The sequence below is a fragment of the Agrobacterium sp. MS2 genome, from assembly GCF_003261015.1.
GTDB classification, from domain to species: Bacteria; Pseudomonadota; Alphaproteobacteria; order Rhizobiales; family Rhizobiaceae; genus Agrobacterium; species Agrobacterium pusense.
The window spans coordinates 156,944-181,350 of the sequence record NZ_QLNF01000072.1 but is presented as its reverse complement, the minus strand read 5'-3'; the positions used below and the strand labels follow the sequence as shown (position 1 = coordinate 181,350).

Sequence of the window (24,407 nt, the reverse complement as noted above, 5' to 3'; positions counted from 1 at the left end):
ATCCTTGCCGGTGGCGATCATTGCGACGCCGCCAGCAGACGGGTGATCGTTTCAGGCAATTCACGGTCGAAACGTCCGGTTTTCCAGTCATAATATCGATGTTCACTCCACGGGCGGTTTGCGCCCGCGGTCGACGCCCGTAGCCGACCGACAACGCCGGGCTGATCGCTCCTCGCGAAGTCTATCTCCACGGAACCGATGCGCCGCAATATGTCGCGGTTGAGGAGTAACGCGCCCGAGCGACACTGTGCAAACGACGTTCTGCGGGAAACAATGACGATGTCGGCAATGTCACATGCCTTTCCGGCGAGGCGGCCGTCTTCCAGTACGATGATCCATTCGCCGCTTTCCGCACGCGCCAGGCACCAGCGACCTGACTTGCATGTAAAAATTCCAGGCGCTGCATCCTTCAACGCAGCCGCCATGTCTCGTCCCACAGCCTTTATTTCGTCCCGCGTGAGCTTTGATTTCTTGGTGAGTGCGATGCCGGACGCGGTTGGAACGTCTTTTCTGAGGATAACGGGCGCGAGCGGTTTCTCCGGAAGCAGCAGCGCCCTTTGCCACTGGTCATAGATGAAGCCATGCGGCCGGGCTTTTGTGGCGTAAACCGTGTTCTCGTCCAGAAGCGCGACAAGAGAACCGTCTTCATGAACGAGGAGATCGGGCAAATCGCGCTGAGATGTCGCTGCCGAGAGGCCGAAGGCAAGCAGCAGAGGCGGGATGCCCAAAAGCGCAAGGCGGCTGCGCAGCAGGGTTAGCAGCAGGAAGCCAGCCGAGGCGATGCCGATGAACCAGCCATGCGGACGTCCGGTCGCGGCGCTGCCACCCCAGGAGGCGACTTCGTCCGCGACCTCTATGACCAGCGCCATGCCATGGCCCATGACCTTCAGGAATGGCGCGTCGAGCCCGAACGGCATGAGCAGCATGGCAATCAGACCGAAGGGCATGACGATCAGCGACATGAGCGGGGTGGCGGCGAGATTGGCAAAAAGTCCATAGGTGGTGACACGCTGGAAATGTTCGGCAGAATAGATTGCTGTCGAAAGCCCGCCGATCAGCGACGTTGTGATAACGCCGCCGATCACGGCACCTGCAGTTTGCGCCACCGTCATCCAAACCGGTTTTCGCCCCCTAAAAAGACGCTCGCGGTCAATGCGCCAGCGGCTCCAGGCCGCATAGGCAGAAACAAGCGCGATCGTTGCGGCAAAAGACATCTGAAAGCTTGGCCCCATCACTTCGGACGGGGACAGCGCCAGTATCACGAGGGCGGAGAGCGCAACATTTCTCAGGCTGAGCGAGGGCTGATCGAAGAGCACCGCAATCAGCATCACCGACATCATCAGCCAGGCCCGCTCGGCGGAAACTGCGAAACCGGAAATCAGATAGTAGCAAAGTGTCATCAGGAGCGCTGCGAAGGCGGATATCTTCTTGACCGGCCATCGCTGGGCAAAGGCTGGGAACAGGCTGAATGCGAGCCTCATGCCGACAAAGAAGATGCCTGATGCCAAGGCCATGTTGAGCCCGGATATGGCAACGATATGAGCCAGCCCCGAGACCCGCAGCGCCTCCATGGTTTCCGGCGATATGGCTTGTCTCTCGTCGGTGACGATGGATGCAGCGAAGGCACCCGCATCGCCGCCGATCGTCGTGCGAATGCGCTCGGCGATGGCGGCACGCAGGCGATAAAGCCACATGTCGGCCTTCTCCAGCCAACCCTCGGCCCCAATGTCCGCCGTCGCCACCGCCTGGGGCGGCTGGTAAAAAAAGCCTGTCGCACCGATGCCCCGGAAATAGGATGAAAAGGCAAAGTCGTTCAATCCCGGCAAAGCCGGTCCGGACGGTGGAGAGAGCCGTGCCTTGCCGCGTATGGTCGCGCCGATCGGCATGGCGTCGCCGCCACCGCGCGCAAGGAGCGACACCCTCCCCGGCAGACGCGTTAGTGACGGCGCTTCAGTGGAGTGGAGCTGCACCAGATACCGCCAGTCGCCCCGCGCATCCACCTCCCGGCGCACCACCTTGCCGGTGAGCGTGGTGGTGACCGGCGTGTCCAGAAGGATGGTCGCCGCACGGCGGGTTTCCAGTTCCGCAAAAAGCATGCCGAGCAACAAGAGGGCGACAAGGCTGCACGCCCTCCCCGCCGCATCAAGGCGGTATCGGTTGAGAAGCGCCAGTGGGGCCGCGACTAAAAATGCGACGATCAGAAGGGGCAAGGAAGGCGCGGTGTCGAGAGAAAACCAGAGGATCGCTCCGCAACCGATGGCAACGGGTATGAAAAGAAAATCGTGCCCGAATGCGCGTTCTTCCGTCAGCCAGACGGCAACTTTTCGAGAAACGGAAACGCCGGGTTCGGGCCTGTCGACCAGAGGCGGCAGAACAGGGATCGCGACGGCGCCGGTCCGCTGCAGCGGAAACAGGATATCCACCGTGCCGGGGGCGTTTCCCTGCATCGTTTCGGCATATCCGAAATGCTGTTTTTCCCCTTGACCAAGCATTCTGCGCCGCGCCCCTGCCGCACCGTAAACAGGTTTGCAGAGGGACGCCCGAGATTGCAATGCTTTCCTTTAACCGCGCGTTGACCGAGATTGAATTGCTTCGATCGACGAGGCCAAAAGCAACGCATTTGCGTTTGCCGCAATGCACAATTTGACCTTTGGATAGCTTGGCATCTGCGACAGGATCATATAGCTAATCGGTAGACGCTTAACCGCGGGGCGTGTCTCAACGCCCCCACCCGCATGTTTTCGGAGGATCAGTATGACGGAAAAAAGCGCTACAGTGACACTTGGCGACAAACAGGTCGAACTCCCTGTCAGGGAAGGCACGATCGGGCCGAGCGTCGTCGATATCGGCACGCTGTACAAACACACGGGCTCCTTCACTTACGACCCGGGTTTCACGTCGACGGCCTCCTGCGAATCCAAGATCACCTATATCGACGGTGACGAAGGTGTTCTCCTGCACCGTGGCTTCCCCATCGAACAGCTCGCCGAACAGGGCGACTTCCTGGAAACCTGCTATCTGCTGCTTTACGGCGAACTGCCGACGGCGGCACAGAAGAAAGATTTCGATACCCGCGTCACGCGCCACACCATGGTGCACGAGCAGATGAGCCGCTTCTTCACCGGCTACCGTCGCGACGCGCATCCGATGGCCGTCATGTGCGGCACGGTCGGTGCTCTCTCGGCCTTTTACCACGACTCGACCGACATCACCGATCCGCATCAGCGCATGGTCGCATCGCTTCGCATGATCGCCAAGATGCCGACGATCGCCGCGATGGCCTACAAGTACCATATCGGCCAGCCCTTCGTTTACCCGAAGAACGATCTGGATTACGCCTCCAACTTCCTGCACATGTGCTTTGCCGTGCCGTGCGAGGAATACAAGGTCGATCCGGTTCTGGCCCGCGCCATGGACCGCATCTTCATTCTGCATGCCGATCACGAACAGAATGCCTCCACCTCCACGGTGCGTCTTGCCGGTTCGTCGGGCGCCAACCCGTTCGCCTGTATTGCGGCCGGCATTGCCTGCCTCTGGGGTCCGGCACACGGCGGCGCCAACGAAGCGGCGCTCAACATGCTCAATGAAATCGGCTCGGTTGACCGCATTCCGGAATATATCGCCCGCGCCAAGGACAAGAACGACCCGTTCCGCCTGATGGGCTTTGGTCACCGCGTCTACAAGAACTACGACCCGCGCGCCAAGATCATGCAGAAGACGATGTATGAAGTGCTGGAAGCCACTGGCAATTCCGACGATCCGATCATGCAGGTCGCGCTGGAACTGGAAAAGATCGCCCTTTCCGACCCGTATTTTGTCGAAAAGAAGCTTTACCCGAATGTCGACTTCTATTCGGGCATCACGCTGAAGGCGCTCGGCTTCCCCACGACCATGTTTACCGTCCTCTTCGCTCTCGCCCGCACCGTTGGCTGGATCGCACAGTGGAACGAAATGATCGAAGATCCGCAGCAGCGCATCGGCCGTCCGCGCCAGCTTTACACGGGTGCCGGCAAACGCGACTACGTTCCGGTTTCCAAGCGTTAATCGGCAAACCACGTCACATCAAAGGCCGGCGAGTTTTACTCGCCGGCCTTTTTGCTTGCCATTGTGGATTGGGATACACGCGGTGGGACCGGCGGCAACACAGGCCCTGACACAGATGGGGCTTCAACCTCGCTGTCTGCGGGCGTTCACGACCTCGAGGAGAATAGCCGCGCCGGTTTCGCCGGGCGGGACATCCGTGCGCAGACGTTGCTGCACCAGAGCATAACCTTCGAGCATGGCCTTCCGCTCAATTGTATCGGATGACAGGCGTTCCGCCCAACGCAGCATCGACCCGGCCCTGACCACCTCGTTGAAATACTCCGGGACGACAGCATAATCGGCAATGAGGTTGGGTAGCGCACCCGTCCAGGTCTTCACCCGCTTGCTCAGCATGGTGAAAATCCAGTCGGTCTTGTAGACAGATATGGTCGGCACGCCGGCAAGAGCCAACTCAAGAATGACCGTGCCTGACGCTGCGATAGCCGCATCGGCTTCCGCAAAGGAGTTCCACTTGAAAGCAGGATCGATGCCGATTTCGGGTCTGATTTCCTGCGGCCAAGACGCCGCCAGTTCGCGGATGCGATGTTCCTGACGTGGAACGGTGGGCAGCAGGAACCGCGTCGGACCATTCCGTTCCACAAAAGCCTTCGCCGCGTGCTGGAACGGCTCCATCAGCCTGGTGGTCTCGGTGGAACGCGACCCGGGCAGAAGAAGAATCGTCTTCGGCCGCCCCTCCGCTGGAAGTGGCCGTTCTGCCCGCTTCCGACGCACCGCGAGGACGTCCGGATCGACGCTGAGGCGATGGCCGACGAATGTGGTCGGCGGGCCTCCGAGACTGCGCATCGCCTCCGGCTCAAATGGCAGGAGAGCCAGGACATGGTCCACATAGGATAACATCGCCGTTGCGCGATGTTCTTTCCAGGCCCAGACGCTCGGGCACACATAATTGACGACCGGGAGATGCGGCAGTTCCTTGCGGACTTTTTTCGCCACTCGATGGGTGAAATCCGGGCTGTCGATGATCAAAAGGACATCCGGTTTTTCCCGTATCACCGCCTCAGCCGCCCGGTTGATCAGGCCGATCAGTTTGGGCAGTTTCTTGAGGACCTGCGTGAACCCCATGATCGAGAGTTCGGAATAATCGAAAAGAGAAGTGAGCCCCTGCCCCTCGAGCGCCTCGCCGCCGACGCCGACAAGTTCGATCGAACCGGGATATCGGGCCTTGAGGGCCCGGATCAGATCCGCGCCGAGAAGATCGCCCGACACTTCGCCGGCGATGACCGCCACCTTCAATCTCTCCGTCATTCCATCATGTCTCCGCGAAGTGACGTATCGATGCCACAGACGAATATGCCCGCCTGATCGGCAGCTTTCAACATCGCGTCACGATCAAGCACCAGTGCGCGTCCGGCTTCGACGGCAATGCCCGCAAGCCCGGCCTTTTGAGCATTTTCGACAGTTTCGATCCCGATTGTCGGCAGATCGGCGCGTATATCCTGCTGCGGTTTGCAGAGCTTGACCAGCACGCCCCGGCGGCGGGGCGAGATGCGTCCCTCCGAGCGCAATGCCGCGACGCGCAGTAACATTGCGTCCGTGCCTTCAACGCCCTCAAGCGCCACGATGCGGCCGCCGACAGAGACCGCGCCCTGCCCGACATCAAGTTTGCCGAGCGCAAGCGCCGCCTCAGCCGCCTTGCGTATGTCCTTCAAGTCGTCTTCGGCCGGTTTTTGCGTGCCGAAAGCGCCAGTCGTGGCCAAGAGGCCTGGAGCGATCTCATGCGCGCCGATGACTTTCGCACCGAGCGTGCCGATGATCTTTATGACCATCTGCAGAACGGCGTCATCGCCGCCCGACAACAGCGTTTTGACGATGGATGGCAGTTTTAGCAGGATGGCGACGGTGGGGCGGATTTCACGCCATTCCGGCCGCCGCGCCACGGCCCCGGAGAGTACGACACGATCCACCCGGTTCTCACGCAGCAGCCGGCCAAGCCCGGCGACGTCTCCGACGGAGATGACGGCGTTGTCGAAACCGCTCCAGTCGAAGCGGGAATCATCGCGCAGCCGCACGATGAAAGGATCCTCTCCCATCTCACGGGCGGCGTTCGCCACGTAAAGCGGCAACTGGCCGCTGCCGGCCACAATGGCGAGACGCCCGCCGCCTGTCACGGCTCACTTGCCCCGGTTGGGGGAAGAGATCGCGCGGTCGCTGTCCACTCCAATGAAATCGATGATTTCTAGCGCCTGCGGGCAATCCAGATATTCGCTGCGGTCGATCGCTGCCGCATTGCCGCGGATAGTGCCTTCTGCCTCGAAAATCTGCTTGAAGACGCGCCGGACCTTGTGGATATCTGCGCGCTCAATGCCGGCACGCGTCATGCCAACGACATTAAGGCCGCCGAGAATGCCGGGATTGCCATTCAGCATGCCATAGGGAATGACATCGTAATTGACCGCGGACAGCCCGCCGATGAAGGCCTGACGGCCAATGCGGGTGAACTGGTGAACAGCACAGCCGCCGCCGAGAATGGCGCGGTCCTCGATCGTCACATGGCCGGCCAGCATCACATTGTTGGACAGGATGATGTGGTCGCCAAGGCGGCAATCATGCGCCACATGTGAGTTGGCAAGGAACAGATTGTCGTTACCGACGATCGTCTTGCCGCTGCCATCAGAGCTGCCGGCGTTCATGGTGACGCCTTCGCGCATGATGCAGCGCTCGCCGATTTCGAGCGTGGTTTCAGAACCGTCGTGGCGAACCGCCTGCGGCGTTCCGCCGATGACCGCCATGGGGTGGACGACCGATCCACGGCCGATGACCGTCAGGCCGGATACAACGGCATGATTGTGCAGCCGGACATCATCATGCAGCGTGACTTTCGCGCCGACGTAGCTCAGCGCACCGATGACGACGTTTTCACCGATCACCGCGCCATCTTCGATCACGGCGGTGGGGTGAATTCTGGCCGAGGCGGCAATCGTGCTCATTGCTGGTCCTCGGGGATCATCATGGCGCCGACATCAGCCTCCGCCACCAGCGCACCATCCACCTTCGCCTCGCAATGGAATTTGAAGACATTGCCGCGCTGGCGCTGCTTGACGACGTGGATTTCCAGACGATCGCCGGGGATCACGGGTTTGCGGAAACGGGCGTTGTCGATTGTCATGAAGTAGACCAGATGGCCGCCCTCACCTTGACTGCGGGCGCATATTGCACCTGCCGTCTGGGCCATGGCTTCGACGATCAGAACACCCGGCATGATCGGCCGGTCCGGGAAGTGGCCGGTGAAATGCGGTTCGTTGACCGTCACGTTCTTGATGCCGGTCGCCGAATTGTTACCGTCAATATCGATGATCTTGTCGATTAGCAAGAATGGGTAACGATGCGGCAGAAGCTTCATGACTTCCAGAATGTCAGCCGCGCCGAGCGTCGTCTTCGTTTCTTCAGTCATTGTTTTTCTCTCCTGTTTTTTTATCACGCCCTTCAGCGCGTGCCAGAATTTCGGCCATGTCGCGCAGGAAATATTTCATCGGTCGTGCAGGCGTTCCGCCATAACGGGCGCCTGCCGGCACGTCCGCCACAACACCGCTCATGGCAGCGATCTGCACGCCGTCGCCAATGTTGATATGGCCATTGATGCCTGCCGCACCACCAATCATCACACCGTCGCCGATACGGGTGCTGCCCGCAATGCCGACCTTGCTGACGATGCCGCAATGGCGGCCGATGCGAACGTTGTGGCCAATCTGGACTTGATTGTCGATCTTGGTGCCTTCGCCGATCACCGTGTCATCCATGGTGCCGCGATCGATCGTGGTGTTCGCGCCGATCTCGACATTGTCCTGGATGATGACACGGCCAATCTGGACGATCTTCAGCATGCCGCGTGGACCGGGGGCATAACCGAAACCGTCTTGCCCGATGCGCGCACCATTGTGGATAATCACATTATTACCGATGAGCGCGGCAAGAACGCTTGCGCCGCCTGCAATGGTGCAATCGCGTCCGATCTGTACATCCTGCCCGATGACGACACCGGGCCCGATCCGCGTACCAGCACCGATATGAGCGCCGGCGCCGATCACTGCGAGCGCCTCGACAATGACGCCCGCTTCCAGCTTCGCGGAAGGATCGACATGCGCAGCATGAGAAATTTCGCTTTCCATCCGCGCGATCGGACCCGGACGCATCGCCGAGGGGTGCAGCAAAGCACCAACCTGGGCAAACAGCGTGTGTGGATTTTTCGATATCAGCGCGGGGATGTCGGACGGAAGCATGTCCACGAGGGCAGCGTCACAAATGACGGCGGCGGCTTCGCAGGTCTGCAGCTCATCGCGGTTCTTGCGCGAAAGGATATAGCAGAGCTGATCGGGTTTTGCCCGATAGACCGGAGAAACGGACCTGATAATCCGCTCTCCCGCCGCCTCATCAGACAGTTCCGCCCCAAAGCGGTCTGCGATGTCTTTCAATCGCAGTCCCTCGTGGGGCGGAAAAAACGCGTTGTATTCCATTAGCCGGAAACTCCAGAACGTTCAAAGTTGCAGTTCTGGACTGCCGATATCAGAAAGTGTTGGACATGCCAAACCGGAAACGCTGTTCCTCGTCGTAGTCTTCCTTGGCGATCGGAACCGCGTAGTCTACACGGATCGGACCGAAGGGCGACGCCCACATCACGCCAATACCGGCGGATGCGCGGATGGAATTGTCATCCTTTACACCGGCGCTGTTGGCGACCTTATTGCCGTAAAGCGTACCGGCATCGACGAAACCAGCAAGACGCAGACCGAAATCCTCGGGAACGCCAGGCATCGGAGCCGTGACTTCAGCAGAGGCGGCGAAATAGGTCGTGCCGCCGATGGAGTCGGAACCGATGCGCGGACCGATACCATCGTTCTTGAAGCCGCGCACCTGACGTCCGCCGAACTTGAACTGATCGAATACCAGCAGATTGTCGCCCGTCGGCATCACGTGACCGGCCTGACCGGTGAGCGAGCCGATGACGTCGTACTCATCCGACAGGGTATAGAAGAAGCGCGCCTTGGCGTAGATCTTGTAATATTCGGAATCGCCACCCAGACCGGCAAATTCGTTCGTCAAAGCAGCCTGCCAGCCTTCACGCGGCATGTTGCGGTCGTCAAGCGTATTGTAGTTCAGCGTGTTGGAGATGATGGACTGCGTCCAATCGCCACCGCGGATCAGGTCCTTATAAGGTGCAGCAAGGTTGCTACCGGTCTCCCAGTCACCCTCACCATCATAGTTGAGCTGCTTGTAGGTATACTTGAACGTCGTCGAAAGATCCTCGGTGATAGGCGCGGTCACGCGCAGCGAGAAGCCCTGCTCGTCGTAGTCGTAATAATCTTCGCTGCGGCTCTGGCTCTTGAACAGGTCGAAACCTGCAGCAAGGCGGTAGCCGAGGAAATAAGGCTCGGTAAAGGACAGCGTGTAGCTACGCGCATCGTCTTCACCCGCACCGGCAGCGAGACGGATATACTGACCGCGGCCGAGGAAGTTCTTTTCTTCGATGGAGGCTTCGAGCAGAACACCGTCGTTCTGCGAATAACCGGCGCCGATACCGAACGAACCGGTCGACTGATCTTCAACGTCAACCACGATCACGACGCGGTCAGGCGCGCTGCCGCCGGCGGTCGAGATATTGACCTTCGAGAAGTAACCCAGCGCTTCCAGACGACGCTTGGCAGCGGTGATAACCGTCTGGTTGAACGCATCGCCTTCAGAAATATCGAATTCGCGACGAATGACATAGTCACGCGTGCGGGTGTTGCCACGGATTTCGATACGCTCGACGTAAGCGCGCTCGCCCTGATCAACGATGTAGGTCACGCCAATGGTGTTGCCGGACATGTCGCGGTCGCCGCGCGGCGTTACACGGGCGAAAGGATAACCTTCACCGGCGACGCGCTTGGAAATCGCCTCCATGCTCTGCTGAACTTCCTTGGCGCTGTAGCTTGCGCCCTGGCGGGTCTCAACGAGGCCCTGAAGCTCCGAACCCTCAACACCCGGAACGGTCGATTCGACCGCGACGTTGCCGAAGTTGTAACGCTGACCTTCATCGACCGTGATGGTGATGTTGTACTCGTTTTTGGACTCATCAAGCACAGCCTCGGAACCAACGACCCGGAAGTCGGCGTAACCGCGGTTGTAATAGAACTGGCGCAGCGCCTCTTCGTCGGCGCGCAGCTTGTCCTCGTTGTAGACGTCCTTACGCGTCAGGAATGACAGCATGTTGGACTTCTTGGTATTGATGACAGCAGCCAGACGACCATCGCTGTAGGCATTGTTGCCCACGAAGTCGATGCGGCCGATCTTGGTACGCTCACCTTCATTGATGACGAAAGCGATGTTCACGCGACCCTGACCGACGGAAACCGTCTGGGTGGTGACTTCGACATCGCTGCGGCCGATAGCGGCATAGGCTTCCTTGATGCGGGCAATATCCGCCGTCACGATGGCCTGATTGAACGGGCCGAGCGACTGCGTCTGCACGATGCCGGCGAGCTTGTCGTCCTTGATCTTGCGGTTGCCGTTGAAGACTACCTGGTTCACGAGCTGGTTCTCGTTGACGGTCACGACAAGCGTGCTGCCCGAAACGCGCATGGAAACATTCGAGAAGTAACCGGTGGCGTAAAGACGCTTCACCGATTCATCGATGTCCGAATTGGAAAAGTTCTTGCCGGGCGCAATGGTGATGTTGGAACGAACCGAATCCGCACCCGATCTTTCGGCGCCGCGAACGTCGATTCTGCTGATGACGGCTGCGTGTGCAACGCCAGCAGAGGCAAGCACACCAAGGCCCGCAACCGAAGAAACACCGGCAGACAGAGCAACCGCCGACACAGCGTTCAAAAATCTTGAACCAGCCTTCATTTCAATTCTTACCTTTTTACGTTGTCCCTCAGCGGGCGGAACCCGACTCCGGCCATGTGCGTCGTTTTACCTGCTTTTCCCCTACAAGCAAGCGCGAACGTTAAATTCTGTTTACTTCGTGCTCCAGAGTGGCTCATTCGCCACTTTGGCATAAAAACAAGGTAAACAACCGACTAACAAAACCGTTAAAACACAATCCTCAGCCAATCAAGCTGCTGATATCATTCCATGTTGCAAAAACCATAAGACCCAAAATCATCGCCATGCCGATGCGGAAGGCAACCTCCTGCGCGCCCGCTCCCAGCGGCCTGCCGCGGATGGCCTCGATGGCGTAGAACACGAGATGTCCGCCGTCCAGAACCGGGACGGGCATCAGATTGAGGAGCCCGATCGATACCGACAAAACGGCTGCAAGTTGAATCACGGCGGAAATGCCAAGCGTCGCCATCTGGCCGGAAGCCTGCGCGACCCGCACCGGGCCGCCGAGCTGATCGGCATTCATGCGGCCGGTAACGAGATTGCCGATATAATTGAATGTGCCGGTGATGACGTGGCCTGTCTCGCGCGCACCTTCCAGAAGCGCCTGCGACGGCGAATATTCGATGTGACGGAAATTACCGCTGGTCTGGTCGGTGACAATGCCGATGATGCCCATTTCCAGCTTGTTGCCGAACTGGTCGGTGGTTTCGGTCCGGGTCGGCACCATCGGCAGCTTGAGCTCCTCGCCTGCCCGCTCGACGGTGACCGTGATAGGCGTGCCGGGCCGGATGCCGACATAACGGCGGACATCTTCGAAGGTCACCACTTTTTCGCCATCAATCGCCACCAGACGGTCGCCGGGGCGCACGCCCGCAGCGGCAGCGGCACTGTTTTCACGCACCTCTGCAACGACGGGATCGGCGATCATCCGGCCGTAAATGCCGAAGAGTACTGCGAAGATGAGAATCGCGAGGATGAAGTTTGCGATCGGGCCCGCAGCGACGGTCGCCGCCCTTTTCCACAGTTTTGCACCGGAAAGCGTCTGCGCCCTCTCCTCCAGCGTCATATGGGACAGGCCCGAGCTGTCCGGCTTGCTCGCTGCGTCTTCATCGCCGAAGAATTTCACGTAGCCGCCCAGTGGTATGGCTGAAATCTTCCATCTCGTCCCGCGCTTGTCGGTGAAACCGAGCAGCTCGGGGCCGAAGCCGACGGAGAATGCCGTGGAACGGATGCCGCACCAGCGACCGACGAGATAATGCCCCATCTCGTGGACAAAAACGAGAAGGGAAAGCACCAGGATGAAGGGCACGATATAGCCGGTCAAAAAGCCGGTCGCCGCCATTACTGTGTTCATGACAATCTGCCCTTCATGTCGTGACCTTTCGTGCCGCTTAGAAACCCGGCAGCAGACCGCCGCCCGACCCGGGCACATCGCCGGTTGCCGCCGCGTGCACGAAAGCTATGAGGAATACCGTAAAGCAGGCGAAAACAAGACCGTCAACACGGTCCATGAAGCCACCATGGCCAGGAATGAGATGGCTTGAATCCTTGACCTGGAAACGCCGTTTCACGAAGGATTCGAAGAGATCGCCGATCTGGCTGAACACGGAAAGAAGGAGTGCAAGCCCCAGCACCAGAAAGCTGATGCGTCCGTGATAGGCCATGGAGACTGCCGCGCCGCCGATCACGGCCGCCGCCGCCCCGCCAATCGCGCCGGACCACGTCTTGCCGGGCGAAATAGAAGGCGCCAGCTTCGGCCCGCCGATGGCGCGTCCGACAAAATAGGCAAGAATATCCGTTGACCAGACAACGGCGAAAATGAACAGGATGGATACAAAGCCCGTCAGTTCGTCACCGCGGATGGCCGCCAGTGATATACCGCTCAGACCCGCATAAAAAATGCCCCCCACCAGCCACCAGTTTTTGCCGCGCAATACCGGAAACAGCGCCGCTGTCAGCGTGAAGCCTGACAAAAGCGGCAGGTCGAGCGAGGATTCGCCGAAAATCGTGTTGCCGGCAATGACGGCGACGGAAAACCAGCCCCAGGCGTTGCCGGTCGGATTGCTCTCCGACATCCGGGTAATCGTCGACCACTCATAATAGATGAGAATCGCCAGAAGGCCCGCAACGATGCGGAACAGAATGCCGCCATACCAGGTTGCGGCCAGAATGACCGCGGCCATGACGATCGCGGAAACAATCCGCAGTCTGAGTTCTCGGCTCATCAGGCGCCTGCCACGGCAACCTGCTCGGTGAGTGCACCGAAGCGGCGGTCACGCGTTGCATATTGCTCGATTGCGGAGAAGAAGAGCTGCCGGTCGAAGTCCGGCCAATATTCCGGAATGAACAGGAACTCGGAATAGGCCGCCTGCCAGAGCAGGAAGTTCGACAGGCGTTCCTCGCCGCTGGTGCGGATGATCAGGTCAGGATCAGGAATGCCCGAGGTGTCGAGCCGGGCCGAAATCATCTCGGGGGTGATGGAAGCGGCGTCTAGCCTGCCTGCGGCAACATCAAGGGCGATTGACGCCGTCGCGCGAGCGATCTCGTCACGGCTGCCGTAGTTGAAGGCGATCACCAGCGTCAGCTTGGTGTTGTCGGCCGTCATCTGCTCAGCCTCTTCCAGAAGCGAGCGAATATCGTTCTTCAGCCCCTGCCGGTCACCGATGATCCGCACGCGGACGTTCTCGCGGTGCAGTTCGGCAAGGTCGCGGCGGATGAAAGCCTTCAAAAGCCCCATCAGGTCGCTTACCTCGGATTCGGGCCTGCGCCAGTTTTCCGACGAGAAGGCGAAGAGGGTGAGATAGCGTATGCCGCAGTCACCGGCCGCGCGCACGGTCTCGCGCACGGCCTCCACACCGCGGCGATGCCCCATCACGCGCGGGAGGCCGCGCTGCTTTGCCCAGCGGCCGTTGCCATCCATGATGATGGCGACGTGCTCGGGTATGGAGGAACGTGTCGTCGTCGGCATATCGATCCAGTAACAGGGCAGCGCGGAATTAAACGGAAAAGACAGGTCTATCGCAGGCGATATCAGACCTGCATGATTTCCTTTTCCTTCTCGGCAAGCAAGCGGTCAATTTCCGAAATCGTGTCGTCGGTCATTTTCTGCACCTTTTCCGACTGGCCACGGCTTTCGTCCTGACCGATGTCGCCATCCTTTTCGGCTTTTTTCAGACCGTCCATGCCATCACGACGGACATGGCGAATCGCCACCTTGGATTTTTCGGCATAGTCATGGGCGACCTTGACGAGCGACTTGCGGCGCTCTTCATTGAGTTCAGGCAGCGGAATTCTGAGGTTCTGGCCGTCAACGATCGGGTTGAGGCCGAGGTTGGATTCGCGAATGGCGCGGTCGACAGCGTTGACCATCGACTTGTCCCAGATGTTGACGCCGAGCATGCGCGGCTCGGGAACGGTGATGTTGGCCACCTGGTTGAGCGGCACACGCGAACCGTAGGCGTCGACGGTCACTGGGTCCAGAATGTTGGCCGACGCGCGGCCGGTGCGCAGCGACGCGATATCGCTCTTGAACGCATTGATGGCGCCATCCATACGGCGCTTGATATCGTTGAGGTCAACACCACTCATCTTGATACTCCATCTTGTCGGCCAGCGGCCGTATTCGCCCCAGGGGCGGCATCGTTTTGGATTATTTGTCGTGCACGATGGTCTTGCGGCCGCCGCCGGTCAATATCTGTGCAAAACCACCCTTCTCATGGATCGAGAAAACAATGATCGGGATGTGGTTTTCGCGGGCAAGGGCGACAGCGGCGATATCCATGACCGCGAGCCCCTTGCCGAGCACTTCGCTATGGGTCAGCTCGTCAAAGCGGGTTGCCGTCGGGTCCTTCTTTGGGTCAGCGGAATAGATGCCGTCCACCTGGGTTCCCTTGAAGATCGCCTCTGCGCCCATTTCGGCGGCGCGCAGTGCAGCAGCGGAATCGGTGGTAAAGAACGGGTTGCCCGTACCGCCGGCGAAAATCACCACGCGGCCCTGGGCCAGATGATGAAGGGCGGCACGCTGGGAGAAGCTCTCACAGATCTCGGGCATGGCGATTGCCGAAAGAACGACAGTGTCGATGCTGAGCTTGCGGAGCGAGGTGGCAAGGGCCAGCGCGTTGATGACGGTTGCCAGCATGCCCATATGGTCGCCGGTGACGCGGTCGCCGCCCTTGGATGCCACGGCCACGCCGCGAAAGATATTGCCGCCGCCGACGACAACGCCGACTTCAACGCCCATCGCCCTTGCCTCGGCGATATCGGAGGCAATGCGGTCGGCCACCGCCACATCGATACCGAAACCCTGATCACCCATGAGGGCTTCGCCGGAAGCCTTGAGAAGAACGCGTTTGTAGATCGGCTTGGAAGACATCATGACTCCTCGGAAATGTAACCGAAACGCGGATACACGAAGGGCACCGCGTTGTCACGCGATGCCCTCCCGTTTTCCCAAGATTGGGTAAATATAATCAGCCCTTGGCGACGGCTGCGACTTCAGCTGCGAAATCGCTTTCTTCCTTTTCGACGCCTTCGCCGAGCAGCAGGCGAACCATGCCGGTAACTTCGATGGAAGCGCCAGCTTCCTTCTCGGCTTCCTTGACGGCAGCGCCGACGGTCAGGTCGGGGTTGATGACGAAAGCCTGCGACAGAAGGGCGACTTCTTCGAAGAACTTGCGCATGCGGCCATCAACCATCTTTTCGATGATGGCTTCGGGCTTGCCGGATTCGCGGGCCTGTTCGATGAAGACGTTGCGCTCGCGCTCAGCAACGGCAGCGTCGACTTCTTCAGCACGGATGGCGAGCGGGTTGGTTGCAGCGATGTGCATGGCAACCTGGCGGCCGATGGAGTTGAGAACTGCCTTGTCGCCTTCCGACTTCAGCGCAACGAGAACGCCGAGCTTGCCGATGCCGTCGCCGGCAGCGTTGTGGATGTAGGTCGCGACAACGCCGTGCGGCACTTCCAGCGCAGCGGAACGACGCAGCGTCATGTTCTCGCCGATCGTTGCGATCGCGTCCTTGATGCTGTCCGAAACGGACTTGCCGGTTGCCGGATAGGTGGCAGCGGAAACAGCGTCAACGGTGCCATCGGTGGAGAGAGCAACCTGGGCGATGCCGCGGATGAGATCCTGGAAAGCGTCGTTACGGGCAACGAAGTCGGTTTCCGAGTTCAGCTCGACAACGACAGCCTTGTGACCCATGGTGGCAACGCCGACCAGACCTTCGGCAGCCGTGCGGCCGGACTTCTTGTCGGCCTTCGCGATGCCCTTGGCGCGCAGCCAGTCGATCGCCGCTTCCATGTCGCCATTGGTTTCAGCAAGAGCCTTCTTGCAGTCCATCATGCCTGCGCCAGACTTTTCGCGCAGTTCCTTCACCATTGCGGCTGTGATTTCGGTCATTGTGTGCCTCTTATCGGTTCGATCGGTCAGCCGGCGGAATTTGCCGTGCCGAAGTTCTGGGTGATGACTGTACCCGGCCGCATACCCTTTGAAACCCTGAGGTTCCGACAAGGGGCATGCGCATTCCCAAGTGCTGCGGCGTCGCCAAACATCGAAATGATGGGTGCCGCTCTAGTGTGACAGCGTTATGAAGACTGCCTGCCGTTCCAACCACCTCGGACGCCTGTGGTTTCCAGAAACCGTGGCGGAGCGGTTAGAAACAAACAAGGCCGTCAACCCATTGAAGGTCTTTGACGGCCTTGTCATATCCTGGTCGAGGAGACGGCGATACGGGATCGCCGCCAGACAGGGCCTATATCAGGCGCCAGCCTCGTCTTCGAGAGCGGGCTCGATCGGAGCTTCTTCAGAAGCGCCGATGTCGCGGCCGGAAGCGCCCTGCTGACGGGCAATACCGTCGATGGCAGCGCGTGCGATCAGGTCGCAGTAAAGCGAGATGGCGCGCGACGCGTCGTCGTTACCCGGGATCGGGTAGTCGATGTGATCCGGATCGCAGTTGCTGTCGATGATCGCAACGACCGGAATGCCAAGACGCTTGGCTTCTTCGATCGCGATCTTTTCCTTGTTGGTGTCGATGATGAACATCAGGTCCGGAACGCCGCCCATATCGCGGATACCGCCGAGAGCCTTTTCAAGCTTTTCGCGTTCGCGCTCAAGGTTCAGACGTTCCTTCTTGGAGTAGCCGGAGCCTTCCGAGTTCAGGATCTCGTCAACCTTGCGCAGGCGCTGGATCGAGTTCGAGATGGTCTTCCAGTTGGTCATCATGCCGCCGAGCCAGCGGGAGTTGACGTAGTACTGGGCCGAACGCTTTGCGCTGTCGGCGATGATTTCGGACGCCTGGCGCTTGGTGCCAACGAACAGAACGCGGCCGCCACGGGCAACGGTGTCGGACACGACCTGAAGGGCGCGCGACAGCATCGGAACGGTCTGAGCCAGGTCGATGATGTGGATGTTGTTACGGTCGCCGAAGATGTACGGCTTCATCTTCGGGTTCCAGCGGTGCGTCTGGTGGCCGAAGTGAACACCAGCTTCCAGAAGCTGGCGCATAGAAAAATCGGGCAATGCCATGCCTTGTTACTCCTTTTCCGGTTTAACCCCCGCGAAGCGAACAGCGCCGATTTTCATCGACACCACCGGGCGGAACGGACCGGATTTCTCCCGGAACATCCCAAGCTTCGCGTGTGGAATGGTGAGCCGCATACAGTCGCCCGCTTAAAAATGCAAGCGATTATGCGAAAAAACCGCGCAAATGGCCCCGTTTCAGCGCACGGGCTTGTTTTCGCAGGTTTCGGGCTTGAGAATATCAAGCTTCGCAAGCTTTCCCGTCAGAACGAAATCGCCGTAATCCATGGTGAGATCGCGGGTGATTCCGTTTTCATAAAGCTTGAACGACATGCGGTAGATCGGCAAAGCGTCGGTGCCGGTCTTGTCGTTGTAATAGGCGATGGTCACCGGCCAGAAGGCGGCCTTAGCGAAATCGCCCGCCTTGCCGGCATCCGCGTCCCCGTCCTTCGGTGTCTGCGCCTTGCCGACCAGCGTCGAGGTGATCAGGCTTTCATCACCATCATCCGACCCATCGAAAATACGGGATTCGAAAATGCGCTTTCCCTGCTTCGCGTGCTCGATGACCTGAAACATGTGTTGTGTCGGGAATTCACTTGCGACCAGACTGACCTGGCGGGCATCCGGACGGGTCAGGTCGACCTTCACGCCATCGCTGCTGTCGGTTGCCGCCCCCTGCACTTCCTTGTCCAGCTTGTCATCGGTGTAGGACTTGGTCTCGAAGGTGAATTTCTTGGCGGCAATGTCTTCGAACGTCGTCGTCTGCTGATCCGTCATCCGCACGGCATCGCCCGTGTTGATCTGCGTTACGAAACGGAAATCCGTCTTGTAACCCTGGCAGGCGGAGCCGGTGAACTCATAGACCATGCGACCAGTCATGCCTTCGATGCCGGAGCGATCGGACGCATCCTTGAGTTCGAGGTCGTAGACGGCGCGATGTGCAATGAGATCGGGAACCGCGACGGGCAAGGCGCTGGCGGCGTTCGACAGGCCGGTCATAAGCCCTGTTGCGGCGACGAAACCAAGCGTCCTGACAAACATGCAATATCTCCTGTTGGACTCGCCGCTCATATTGTACAAGCAACCGCCCGGCTTTTGGATCAACATCTTCTGAATGCCGGATTCTTGAAGGATTTACAACAAAACCGGAGACGAAAATGTCGGACGTCATCGAAGGCCGCCTCAAGGAACTAGGCTTTACGCTTCCTGTTGCGGCAGCACCAGCCGCAAACTACGTTCCGTTCACCATCAGCGGCAATCTGCTTTATGTATCGGGTCAACTGCCGATGGAATCTGGCAAGATTGCGGTGACGGGCCTCGTTGGCCGCGATGTCGACGTGGCAGGCGCCCAGCGCGCAGCCGAACTTTGCGCCGTGAACATTCTCGCACAGGTCAAGGCCGCCTTGAATGGCGATCTGTCGAAAGTCCGCCGCGTCATCAAGCTGAACGGCTTTGTGGCTTCCGTTCCCGAGTTCGTTGAGCAACATCTCGTCATCAACGGTGCATCGAACCTCATCGCCAATGTTCTGGGCGAAGCCGGCAAACATGCCCGCGCCGCCGTCGGCATGGCCGCCCTGCCCTTCAATGCATCGGTCGAAATCGACGCCATCGTGGAAATCGACGTATGACACTGAAACTTTCCTGGCTGACGGCCCAGCCCGTCGCCCATCGCGGTTATCATGATCTCAACAAGGCGGTCTGGGAAAACACGCTCTCCGCCTTTTCCCGCGCCGTCGAGGCCGGTTTTGCGATCGAATGCGACGTTCAGCTGGCGGCCGACAGTGTGCCGGTGGTTTTCCATGATCACGACCTGGAAAGGCTGACCGGCATCAAGGGCGATGTGCGTGAACGCACCTCGGCGGAACTGGCAATGCTTTCCGTCGGCCAAACCAAGGATCGCGTTCCGAGCCTCAAGCAGCTTCTGGCTCTCGTGGCCGGCAAGGTGCCGCTGGTTATTGAGCTGAAGGGCCGCGAGGGCGAAGGCGTCGATGACGGCTTTGCCGAAGCGGTGCTGGAAGACCTCGAGGGCTATAACGGCCACGTGGCGCTGATGAGCTTCGACCACCATCTGCTGAAGGACCTGAAGGCTGCGGGCTCGCCCTGGCCGCTTGGGCTGACGGCCGAAGGCGATAGGCCGGAGGACTTCTTCAGACATGACGACGCCATGCAACTGGGGCTCGATTTCATCTCCTATCATTGGGGTCACCTGCCCAACAGCTTCATCGAAGCGCAAAGAAAACTCGGGCTTCCGGTGATTACTTGGACGGTCAGGGATGAAAATGCGCGCGAGACGACCTATAAATATGCGGACCAGATGACATTCGAAGGTTTCGACCCGAGAGAGAACCCGTCCACCACTGCATGACAGAAGATTATTCCATCAGCATTGCGCAGTCCTTCGCGGACATCGATCCGGAGAGCTGGAAACGGCTTTCCGGAACATCGCGCGATGCATCAGGAAAATCTTACAACCCGTTCATATCGCATGAATTCCTGTCTTCTATGGAAGACTCTGGCTCGGCGACCGCCAAGACTGGCTGGCTGGGGCACCACCTGCTGCTGGAAAACGCTGCAGGCACCCTCATTGGTGCCGTTCCTGCCTACCTGAAAAACCACAGCAAGGGCGAATACGTCTTCGATCACGGCTGGGCAGATGCCTTCGAGCGGGCTGGCGGGCATTATTATCCGAAATTGCAATGCTCGGTGCCCTTTACCCCGGCGACGGGCCCGCGGCTGCTGGTTGCCAACGGCGAAGATGTCGGACGATTCAAGCCGCTACTTGCTTCCGGTCTCGCACAAGTGACCGAGAAGATCGGCGTTTCCTCGGCTCACGTCACGTTTCTGCAAGAGGATGACCTATCCGCTCTTCTGCCAGGCGATTTCCTGCATCGTACGGACCAGCAATTCCATTTCATCAATGACGGTTATCGCGATCACAACGATTTCCTCGATGCGCTGTCATCACGCAAGCGCAAGGGGCTCAAGAAGGAACGCCGATCAGCGCTGGAACACGGCATCGAGATCGACTGGCTGACGGGTTCCGACCTGACGGAGGACATCTGGGACCAGTTTTTCGCCTTCTACATGGATACCGGCAGCCGTAAATGGGGCCGGCCCTATCTTACCCGGGAATTTTATTCGCTGATCGGCGAGCGAATGGCCGATGACGTGCTGCTGGTCATGGCGAAACGCGAGGGGCGCTATATTGCCGGTGCGATCAACTTTATCGGCTCGGACGCGCTTTACGGCCGGCACTGGGGCTGCATCGAGGATCATCCTTTTCTGCATTTCGAGGTCTGCTACCATCAGGCGATCGATTTTGCGCTGTCCAAGGGTTTGAAACGGGTGGAAGCCGGTGCGCAGGGCGAACACAAGCTGGCGCGCGGCTACGTGCCGGTCACCACCCATTCGGCGCATTTCATCGTCCACCCGGGCCTGCGCCGCGCCATTGCCGATTATCTTCAGCGGGAGCGCGAAGAGGTCGAGCATATCGGCGATTACCTTGATGAACACACGCCTTTCCGCAAGGGCGAAAGATAGGAACCGGACGCATAGTCCGACATACGGAGAGAGCAGAATGACGGCCAGCGCCTATGACGACAACAATATCTTCGCAAAAATCCTGCGCGGCGAAATTCCGAGCCATAAGCTTTACGAGGACGAGCATACTCTGGCCTTCATGGATGTGATGCCGCAGGCCCCGGGCCATCTGCTCGTCGTTCCCAAAACCGGCTCCCGCAACCTGCTCGACGCCGATCCCGAAGTGCTGGCGAAAACCATTCCGGTGGTGCAAAAACTCGCAGTCGCGGCAAAGGAAGCCTTCGACGCGGACGGCGTTTTCATCGCCCAGTTCAACGAACCGGCCGCTGGCCAGACCGTTTTCCACCTGCACTTCCACGTTATTCCACGCAAGGAAGGCGAGCCGCTGAAGTCGCACTCGGGCGTGATGGCCGATGGTGAAGTGCTGAAGGCTCACGCAGAGAAGATAAAGGCGGCGCTCGCCTCGTGACGGGCGCCAAGACATCTGCGCGTTTGTCGCGGCCTCCGCACGCCGTGTGACAGACCCGATCCCTCGGCTGGCGCGATCAAGTTCTCGATCGCGCTAGCTTTAAGGCGCAGAAGCGCCCTGGCTGCACGCGCGGCATCATCCTCTGGCCCGTTCGGGAACGCACACGGCGGCAATATTGTTTGCAGTCACGCCGGAGGGCGATAGGCATTCCTCTCCGGCCATGGCCAGCCTTCAAGCATCGTCGGATCCGGCCGGTAAATCTCTACCTGCAGCGGATAACAGGCCGCCGTATCGCTGGAATGCGTGGAGCTGCAATCGCCTCCCGGGCAGGCGGACAGCGCGCCGATGAGATCAATTTCCGCAAAGAACTCGAGATAGTCGCCCGGGCGCACCGGACTTGCCTTCATGAAATACTGGTGGGTGTCGCGGGTGAACCCCGTGCACATGAAGACGTTCAACACATCATGAACATGCGGCTCCGCCTGCCGGAACGAAAGGCCCTTGGCGGAAGCAAGCGCGTTCGTGAGGTTGGAGTGGCAACAATGATGATAATCGCCGCCGCTGAGCAGCTTGTTCGTGTAGGGATCGCAGCGCGTGCCGATCACGTCATGCACACCGCCGCCGTCCTCGTCCCAGCCATACCATGACAGCGTGTCATGGGTGATGGTCGCCATCGGCCGAAGGGATGGCAGGTTGCTCCACAACCGGTTGCCGACAGAAACATGGGTGGCATGCAGCGCGCGGGTCTTGCCGCTAAAAAACCGTTCATTCAGATCATGCGCATTCCAGAGGTTCAAATCCCCCACCTGCGGGCCTTCGATACTGACGATGCGGAAAAAATGGCCCTTCGGAACGTTGAAGGTTCGGCCGTCACGCGGCGGCACTATAACCTCATCGATCTTTTCCATGCTCCCGCGTGCTTTTTCCAAAAGCGCAAGGTCGGGAGTCTCAAGTGTGCCGTTCGGGTAAACGACGACAGGCGAAATGGCGCGGCACGCGGCGGCGTCTTCGGGTTCGGCAACAGGCGTTAGGGGCATGAAATCCTCTGAGCAATGTAATGTCGGAGGGAAATTGCGGTACGAATGCCCGGGTGACAAGATGGGTTCTTCTTGCGCTCAGACCAAGTTTTACTTACCCTTGTTTCTCATGATGTTGCCTCCGCTCACCACTCTCCGCGCCTTCGAGGCGGCCGCCAGGAAAGGCAGTTTTGCCCTGGCCGCCCTTGAACTCGGCATGACGGCGACCGCCGTCAGCCAGCATATACGCAATCTCGAGGCATGGCTTGGTGTTGCACTCTTCGAACGGCATGCCAGGGGCGTGACGCTGACGCCAGCCGGGAAGGATTTCGGCGGCACGGTTTCCTCAAGCCTCAGGCAGATCGCTTCCGGCGCAGAACGCATTCGCGGCCGTCGCGATCGCATCACGGTCCGTCTCGCCAGCCTGCCTTCAGTCATTGCGCATTTTCTGACGCCGCGGCTTCCGCGTTTCCGGGCGATGCATCCCGGTATTCAAGTGTCCATCAGCTATCTCGGCGCCAGGCAGGCCGTGCCGGCCGATCTCACCATAGAGCATGGCGTGTCTGCCGGGCCAAATGCCGTGGCGCTTTTCAGCGCCGAGACACGCCCCACCTGCGCTCCCGGTTACGCCGACCAATTCGGTCCATTCAGCGCGGTTGCCAGCCTGTTGCAGGCGGAATTGCTGCATGACGATAGCGAAATGGCCTGGCGCGCCTGGTTCGCCGCCGCCGACACGGTCCCGCCGAATAGCACTGGCCCGATTTTCGCGGATTTCAATCTTCTCGTAACAGCGCTGAAGGCCGGCCAGGGCGTCGGTCTCTGTCCGACAGCACTTCTGCGTGACGAGATTGCGAAAGGCGAACTGACCGTTCTCTTCGAGCGCGCCGCCGACAAGGACAAATATTACTGGCTGGTGGAAACGGCGGAAATGAGTACACCGGCGAGGCTTCTGGCGAACTGGCTGTTGGCAGAAGCACGCGAAGCCGGGACTATTCCGCCACCATGACCTGCCCGGCCGCCTCGGCCGTCCTTTCCATGCGCTCTTTTGCCGACAACCATTGGAGCAACCGGCCCGAGACAGCGCAGATGATGGCAAAAGCGACGAGACCGCCAAAAACATCCGAGAGGTGATGCCCGCCCTGCACGAGGACGGCCGGCAGCATCAACAGGTTAAGCGGCAGTATGACGAGCATCGCCCACCAGTGCCTTGGTGCGAACCAGACAGACATTGCCGCCATGAAGATGTGGAACGACGGAAAACCGATAAGTCCCAGGACGCTTTTAGGGGAAAGGTAGCCAACTCCCTGCGTCGCAAGACGGTTCAGTTCCTGCCCATACTCATTGCCCACCGCCAGAGGAATTGCCTGGGAGACCCATTGGGGCAGCTCCATATAGGCAGATGGTCCGAATGTCGGGAAAAATATCCAGAAAACAATGCTCGCAAAAGCGCCCAGCACCCCGGTGACGAGGAAATGATGCAGCAGCCGGTTCTTGCCCGTAAAGCCCAGAGTGAGGACAATCAATAGAAGCTGGGGAAGTGATGTCGCATAAACGAAGAACAGGATTGTCCCGATCCACGGATGCGTTGCCGCCCAGATGACAATGTCCTTCCAACTATAGCCAAATGCCGCGTCCACAGCGAAGAGCACATGATCGATCGTCGGGAACGCAATTGGCAGGAACATATAGTTGAAGATGGAGGCCGCGAGCGTGAAGAGGATAAAAAGCCCTCCCGACATGAGGGCGGCGGCGATACGGTAATCGCGCCCGCTTCTGCGATAGAATTGACCAAGAAGAAAGACGCCGGCACCCGCGAATACACACAGGGAGTACCCGGCATAATCCACGCTGATGCCCCTTGCTGCAATCAAGGCTGCATCAACGACAAATAATAAAGCGATAAAGCCAACGACGAAACGTTCCGCTGCAAATAATCGCATGGCGCTGGATCCCTGTTTT

The 24,407-nt window shown here is 59.3% G+C and carries 23 protein-coding genes; 6 read left to right on the top strand and 17 right to left on the bottom strand.

Annotated features, from left to right (window positions below; all coding sequences use genetic code 11):
* Positions 1–17: 17 nt before the first annotated feature.
* Positions 18–2,492 carry a ComEC/Rec2 family competence protein gene (locus tag DOU54_RS19715; protein ID WP_286079943.1) on the bottom strand — a complete coding sequence of 825 codons (2,475 nt, stop codon included), beginning with the start codon at positions 2,490–2,492 and terminating at the stop codon, positions 18–20.
* 262 nt (positions 2,493–2,754) lie between these two features.
* Between DOU54_RS19715 and gltA the strand changes: the two genes are divergently transcribed.
* On the top strand, positions 2,755–4,044 hold the full coding sequence (gltA, locus tag DOU54_RS19710; RefSeq protein WP_006697561.1) for a citrate synthase: 1,290 nt from the start codon (positions 2,755–2,757) through the stop codon (positions 4,042–4,044).
* Positions 4,045–4,167: 123 nt separating this feature from the next.
* Here the strand turns inward: gltA and lpxB are convergent, their stop codons facing one another.
* From lpxB to DOU54_RS19640, 14 genes are all read right to left on the bottom strand, one after another.
* Entirely contained in the window at positions 4,168–5,349 is a 1,182-nt protein-coding gene (lpxB, locus tag DOU54_RS19705; protein ID WP_077987096.1) for a lipid-A-disaccharide synthase, read from the bottom strand.
* Positions 5,346–6,212: an LpxI family protein gene (locus tag DOU54_RS19700; RefSeq protein ID WP_193603404.1), complete on the bottom strand. Its 867-nt coding sequence runs from the start codon at positions 6,210–6,212 to the stop codon at positions 5,346–5,348. Before DOU54_RS19700 ends, lpxB begins: the two co-directional genes overlap by 4 nt.
* Before the next feature lie 3 nt (positions 6,213–6,215).
* Positions 6,216–7,031: an acyl-ACP--UDP-N-acetylglucosamine O-acyltransferase gene (lpxA, locus tag DOU54_RS19695; protein ID WP_006697564.1), complete on the bottom strand. Its 816-nt coding sequence runs from the start codon at positions 7,029–7,031 to the stop codon at positions 6,216–6,218.
* Positions 7,028–7,495: a 3-hydroxyacyl-ACP dehydratase FabZ gene (fabZ, locus tag DOU54_RS19690; protein ID WP_004441570.1), complete on the bottom strand. Its 468-nt coding sequence runs from the start codon at positions 7,493–7,495 to the stop codon at positions 7,028–7,030. Before fabZ ends, lpxA begins: the two co-directional genes overlap by 4 nt.
* Positions 7,488–8,555: a UDP-3-O-(3-hydroxymyristoyl)glucosamine N-acyltransferase gene (gene lpxD, locus DOU54_RS19685; RefSeq protein WP_045534116.1), complete on the bottom strand. Its 1,068-nt coding sequence runs from the start codon at positions 8,553–8,555 to the stop codon at positions 7,488–7,490. The genes fabZ and lpxD overlap by 8 nt, the downstream gene beginning before the upstream one ends.
* A gap of 49 nt (positions 8,556–8,604) precedes the next feature.
* A complete protein-coding gene (gene bamA / locus DOU54_RS19680; protein ID WP_045534115.1) occupies positions 8,605–10,929 on the bottom strand; it encodes an outer membrane protein assembly factor BamA in 2,325 nt (774 codons plus the stop codon).
* A gap of 199 nt (positions 10,930–11,128) precedes the next feature.
* Complete coding sequence (gene rseP / locus DOU54_RS19675; protein WP_193603410.1) at positions 11,129–12,250, bottom strand: RIP metalloprotease RseP; 1,122 nt, start codon at positions 12,248–12,250, stop codon at positions 11,129–11,131.
* 49 nt (positions 12,251–12,299) lie between these two features.
* Positions 12,300–13,133, bottom strand: a complete 834-nt coding sequence (locus DOU54_RS19670; RefSeq protein ID WP_004441563.1) for a phosphatidate cytidylyltransferase — start codon at positions 13,131–13,133, stop codon at positions 12,300–12,302.
* Entirely contained in the window at positions 13,133–13,876 is a 744-nt protein-coding gene (locus DOU54_RS19665; protein ID WP_004441561.1) for an isoprenyl transferase, read from the bottom strand. The genes DOU54_RS19670 and DOU54_RS19665 overlap by 1 nt, the downstream gene beginning before the upstream one ends.
* Before the next feature lie 62 nt (positions 13,877–13,938).
* Entirely contained in the window at positions 13,939–14,496 is a 558-nt protein-coding gene (gene frr / locus DOU54_RS19660; protein WP_004441558.1) for a ribosome recycling factor, read from the bottom strand.
* Between the two features lie 61 nt (positions 14,497–14,557).
* On the bottom strand, positions 14,558–15,280 hold the full coding sequence (gene pyrH / locus DOU54_RS19655) for a UMP kinase (RefSeq protein ID WP_003502561.1): 723 nt from the start codon (positions 15,278–15,280) through the stop codon (positions 14,558–14,560).
* Positions 15,281–15,377: 97 nt separating this feature from the next.
* Positions 15,378–16,304, bottom strand: coding sequence for a translation elongation factor Ts (tsf, locus tag DOU54_RS19650; protein ID WP_004441554.1), 927 nt, complete (start codon positions 16,302–16,304; stop codon positions 15,378–15,380).
* Between the two features lie 357 nt (positions 16,305–16,661).
* A complete protein-coding gene (rpsB, locus tag DOU54_RS19645; RefSeq protein WP_003502558.1) occupies positions 16,662–17,429 on the bottom strand; it encodes a 30S ribosomal protein S2 in 768 nt (255 codons plus the stop codon).
* A 192-nt stretch (positions 17,430–17,621) separates the two neighbouring features.
* A complete protein-coding gene (locus tag DOU54_RS19640) occupies positions 17,622–18,464 on the bottom strand; it encodes a cell envelope integrity EipB family protein (RefSeq protein ID WP_004441545.1) in 843 nt (280 codons plus the stop codon).
* Between the two features lie 116 nt (positions 18,465–18,580).
* Here DOU54_RS19640 and DOU54_RS19635 point away from each other — a divergent pair, with 116 nt between their 5' ends.
* From DOU54_RS19635 to DOU54_RS19620, 4 genes are read left to right on the top strand one after another with little or no spacing between them, the layout of a single operon-like run.
* Entirely contained in the window at positions 18,581–19,051 is a 471-nt protein-coding gene (locus DOU54_RS19635; RefSeq protein WP_004441543.1) for a RidA family protein, read from the top strand.
* Positions 19,048–19,788 carry a glycerophosphodiester phosphodiesterase gene (locus DOU54_RS19630; RefSeq protein ID WP_162749574.1) on the top strand — a complete coding sequence of 247 codons (741 nt, stop codon included), beginning with the start codon at positions 19,048–19,050 and terminating at the stop codon, positions 19,786–19,788. Before DOU54_RS19635 ends, DOU54_RS19630 begins: the two co-directional genes overlap by 4 nt.
* Positions 19,785–20,963, top strand: coding sequence for a GNAT family N-acetyltransferase (locus DOU54_RS19625; RefSeq protein WP_113381077.1), 1,179 nt, complete (start codon positions 19,785–19,787; stop codon positions 20,961–20,963). The genes DOU54_RS19630 and DOU54_RS19625 overlap by 4 nt, the downstream gene beginning before the upstream one ends.
* Positions 20,964–21,000: 37 nt before the next feature.
* Entirely contained in the window at positions 21,001–21,432 is a 432-nt protein-coding gene (locus DOU54_RS19620; protein WP_113381076.1) for an HIT family protein, read from the top strand.
* 185 nt (positions 21,433–21,617) lie between these two features.
* Here the strand turns inward: DOU54_RS19620 and DOU54_RS19615 are convergent, their stop codons facing one another.
* The gene (locus DOU54_RS19615; RefSeq protein ID WP_113381075.1) at positions 21,618–22,469 is read right to left on the bottom strand and encodes an urea carboxylase-associated family protein; all 852 of its coding nucleotides are present in this window, start codon (positions 22,467–22,469) and stop codon (positions 21,618–21,620) included.
* A gap of 109 nt (positions 22,470–22,578) precedes the next feature.
* Between DOU54_RS19615 and DOU54_RS19610 the strand changes: the two genes are divergently transcribed.
* Positions 22,579–23,454, top strand: coding sequence for a LysR family transcriptional regulator (locus DOU54_RS19610; protein ID WP_113381074.1), 876 nt, complete (start codon positions 22,579–22,581; stop codon positions 23,452–23,454).
* On the opposite strand, the gene DOU54_RS19605 is transcribed toward DOU54_RS19610, so the two are convergent.
* Positions 23,438–24,388, bottom strand: coding sequence for a phosphatase PAP2 family protein (locus DOU54_RS19605; RefSeq protein ID WP_113381073.1), 951 nt, complete (start codon positions 24,386–24,388; stop codon positions 23,438–23,440). The two genes, DOU54_RS19610 and DOU54_RS19605, sit on opposite strands and share 17 nt — an antisense overlap.
* Positions 24,389–24,407 lie beyond the last annotated feature (19 nt).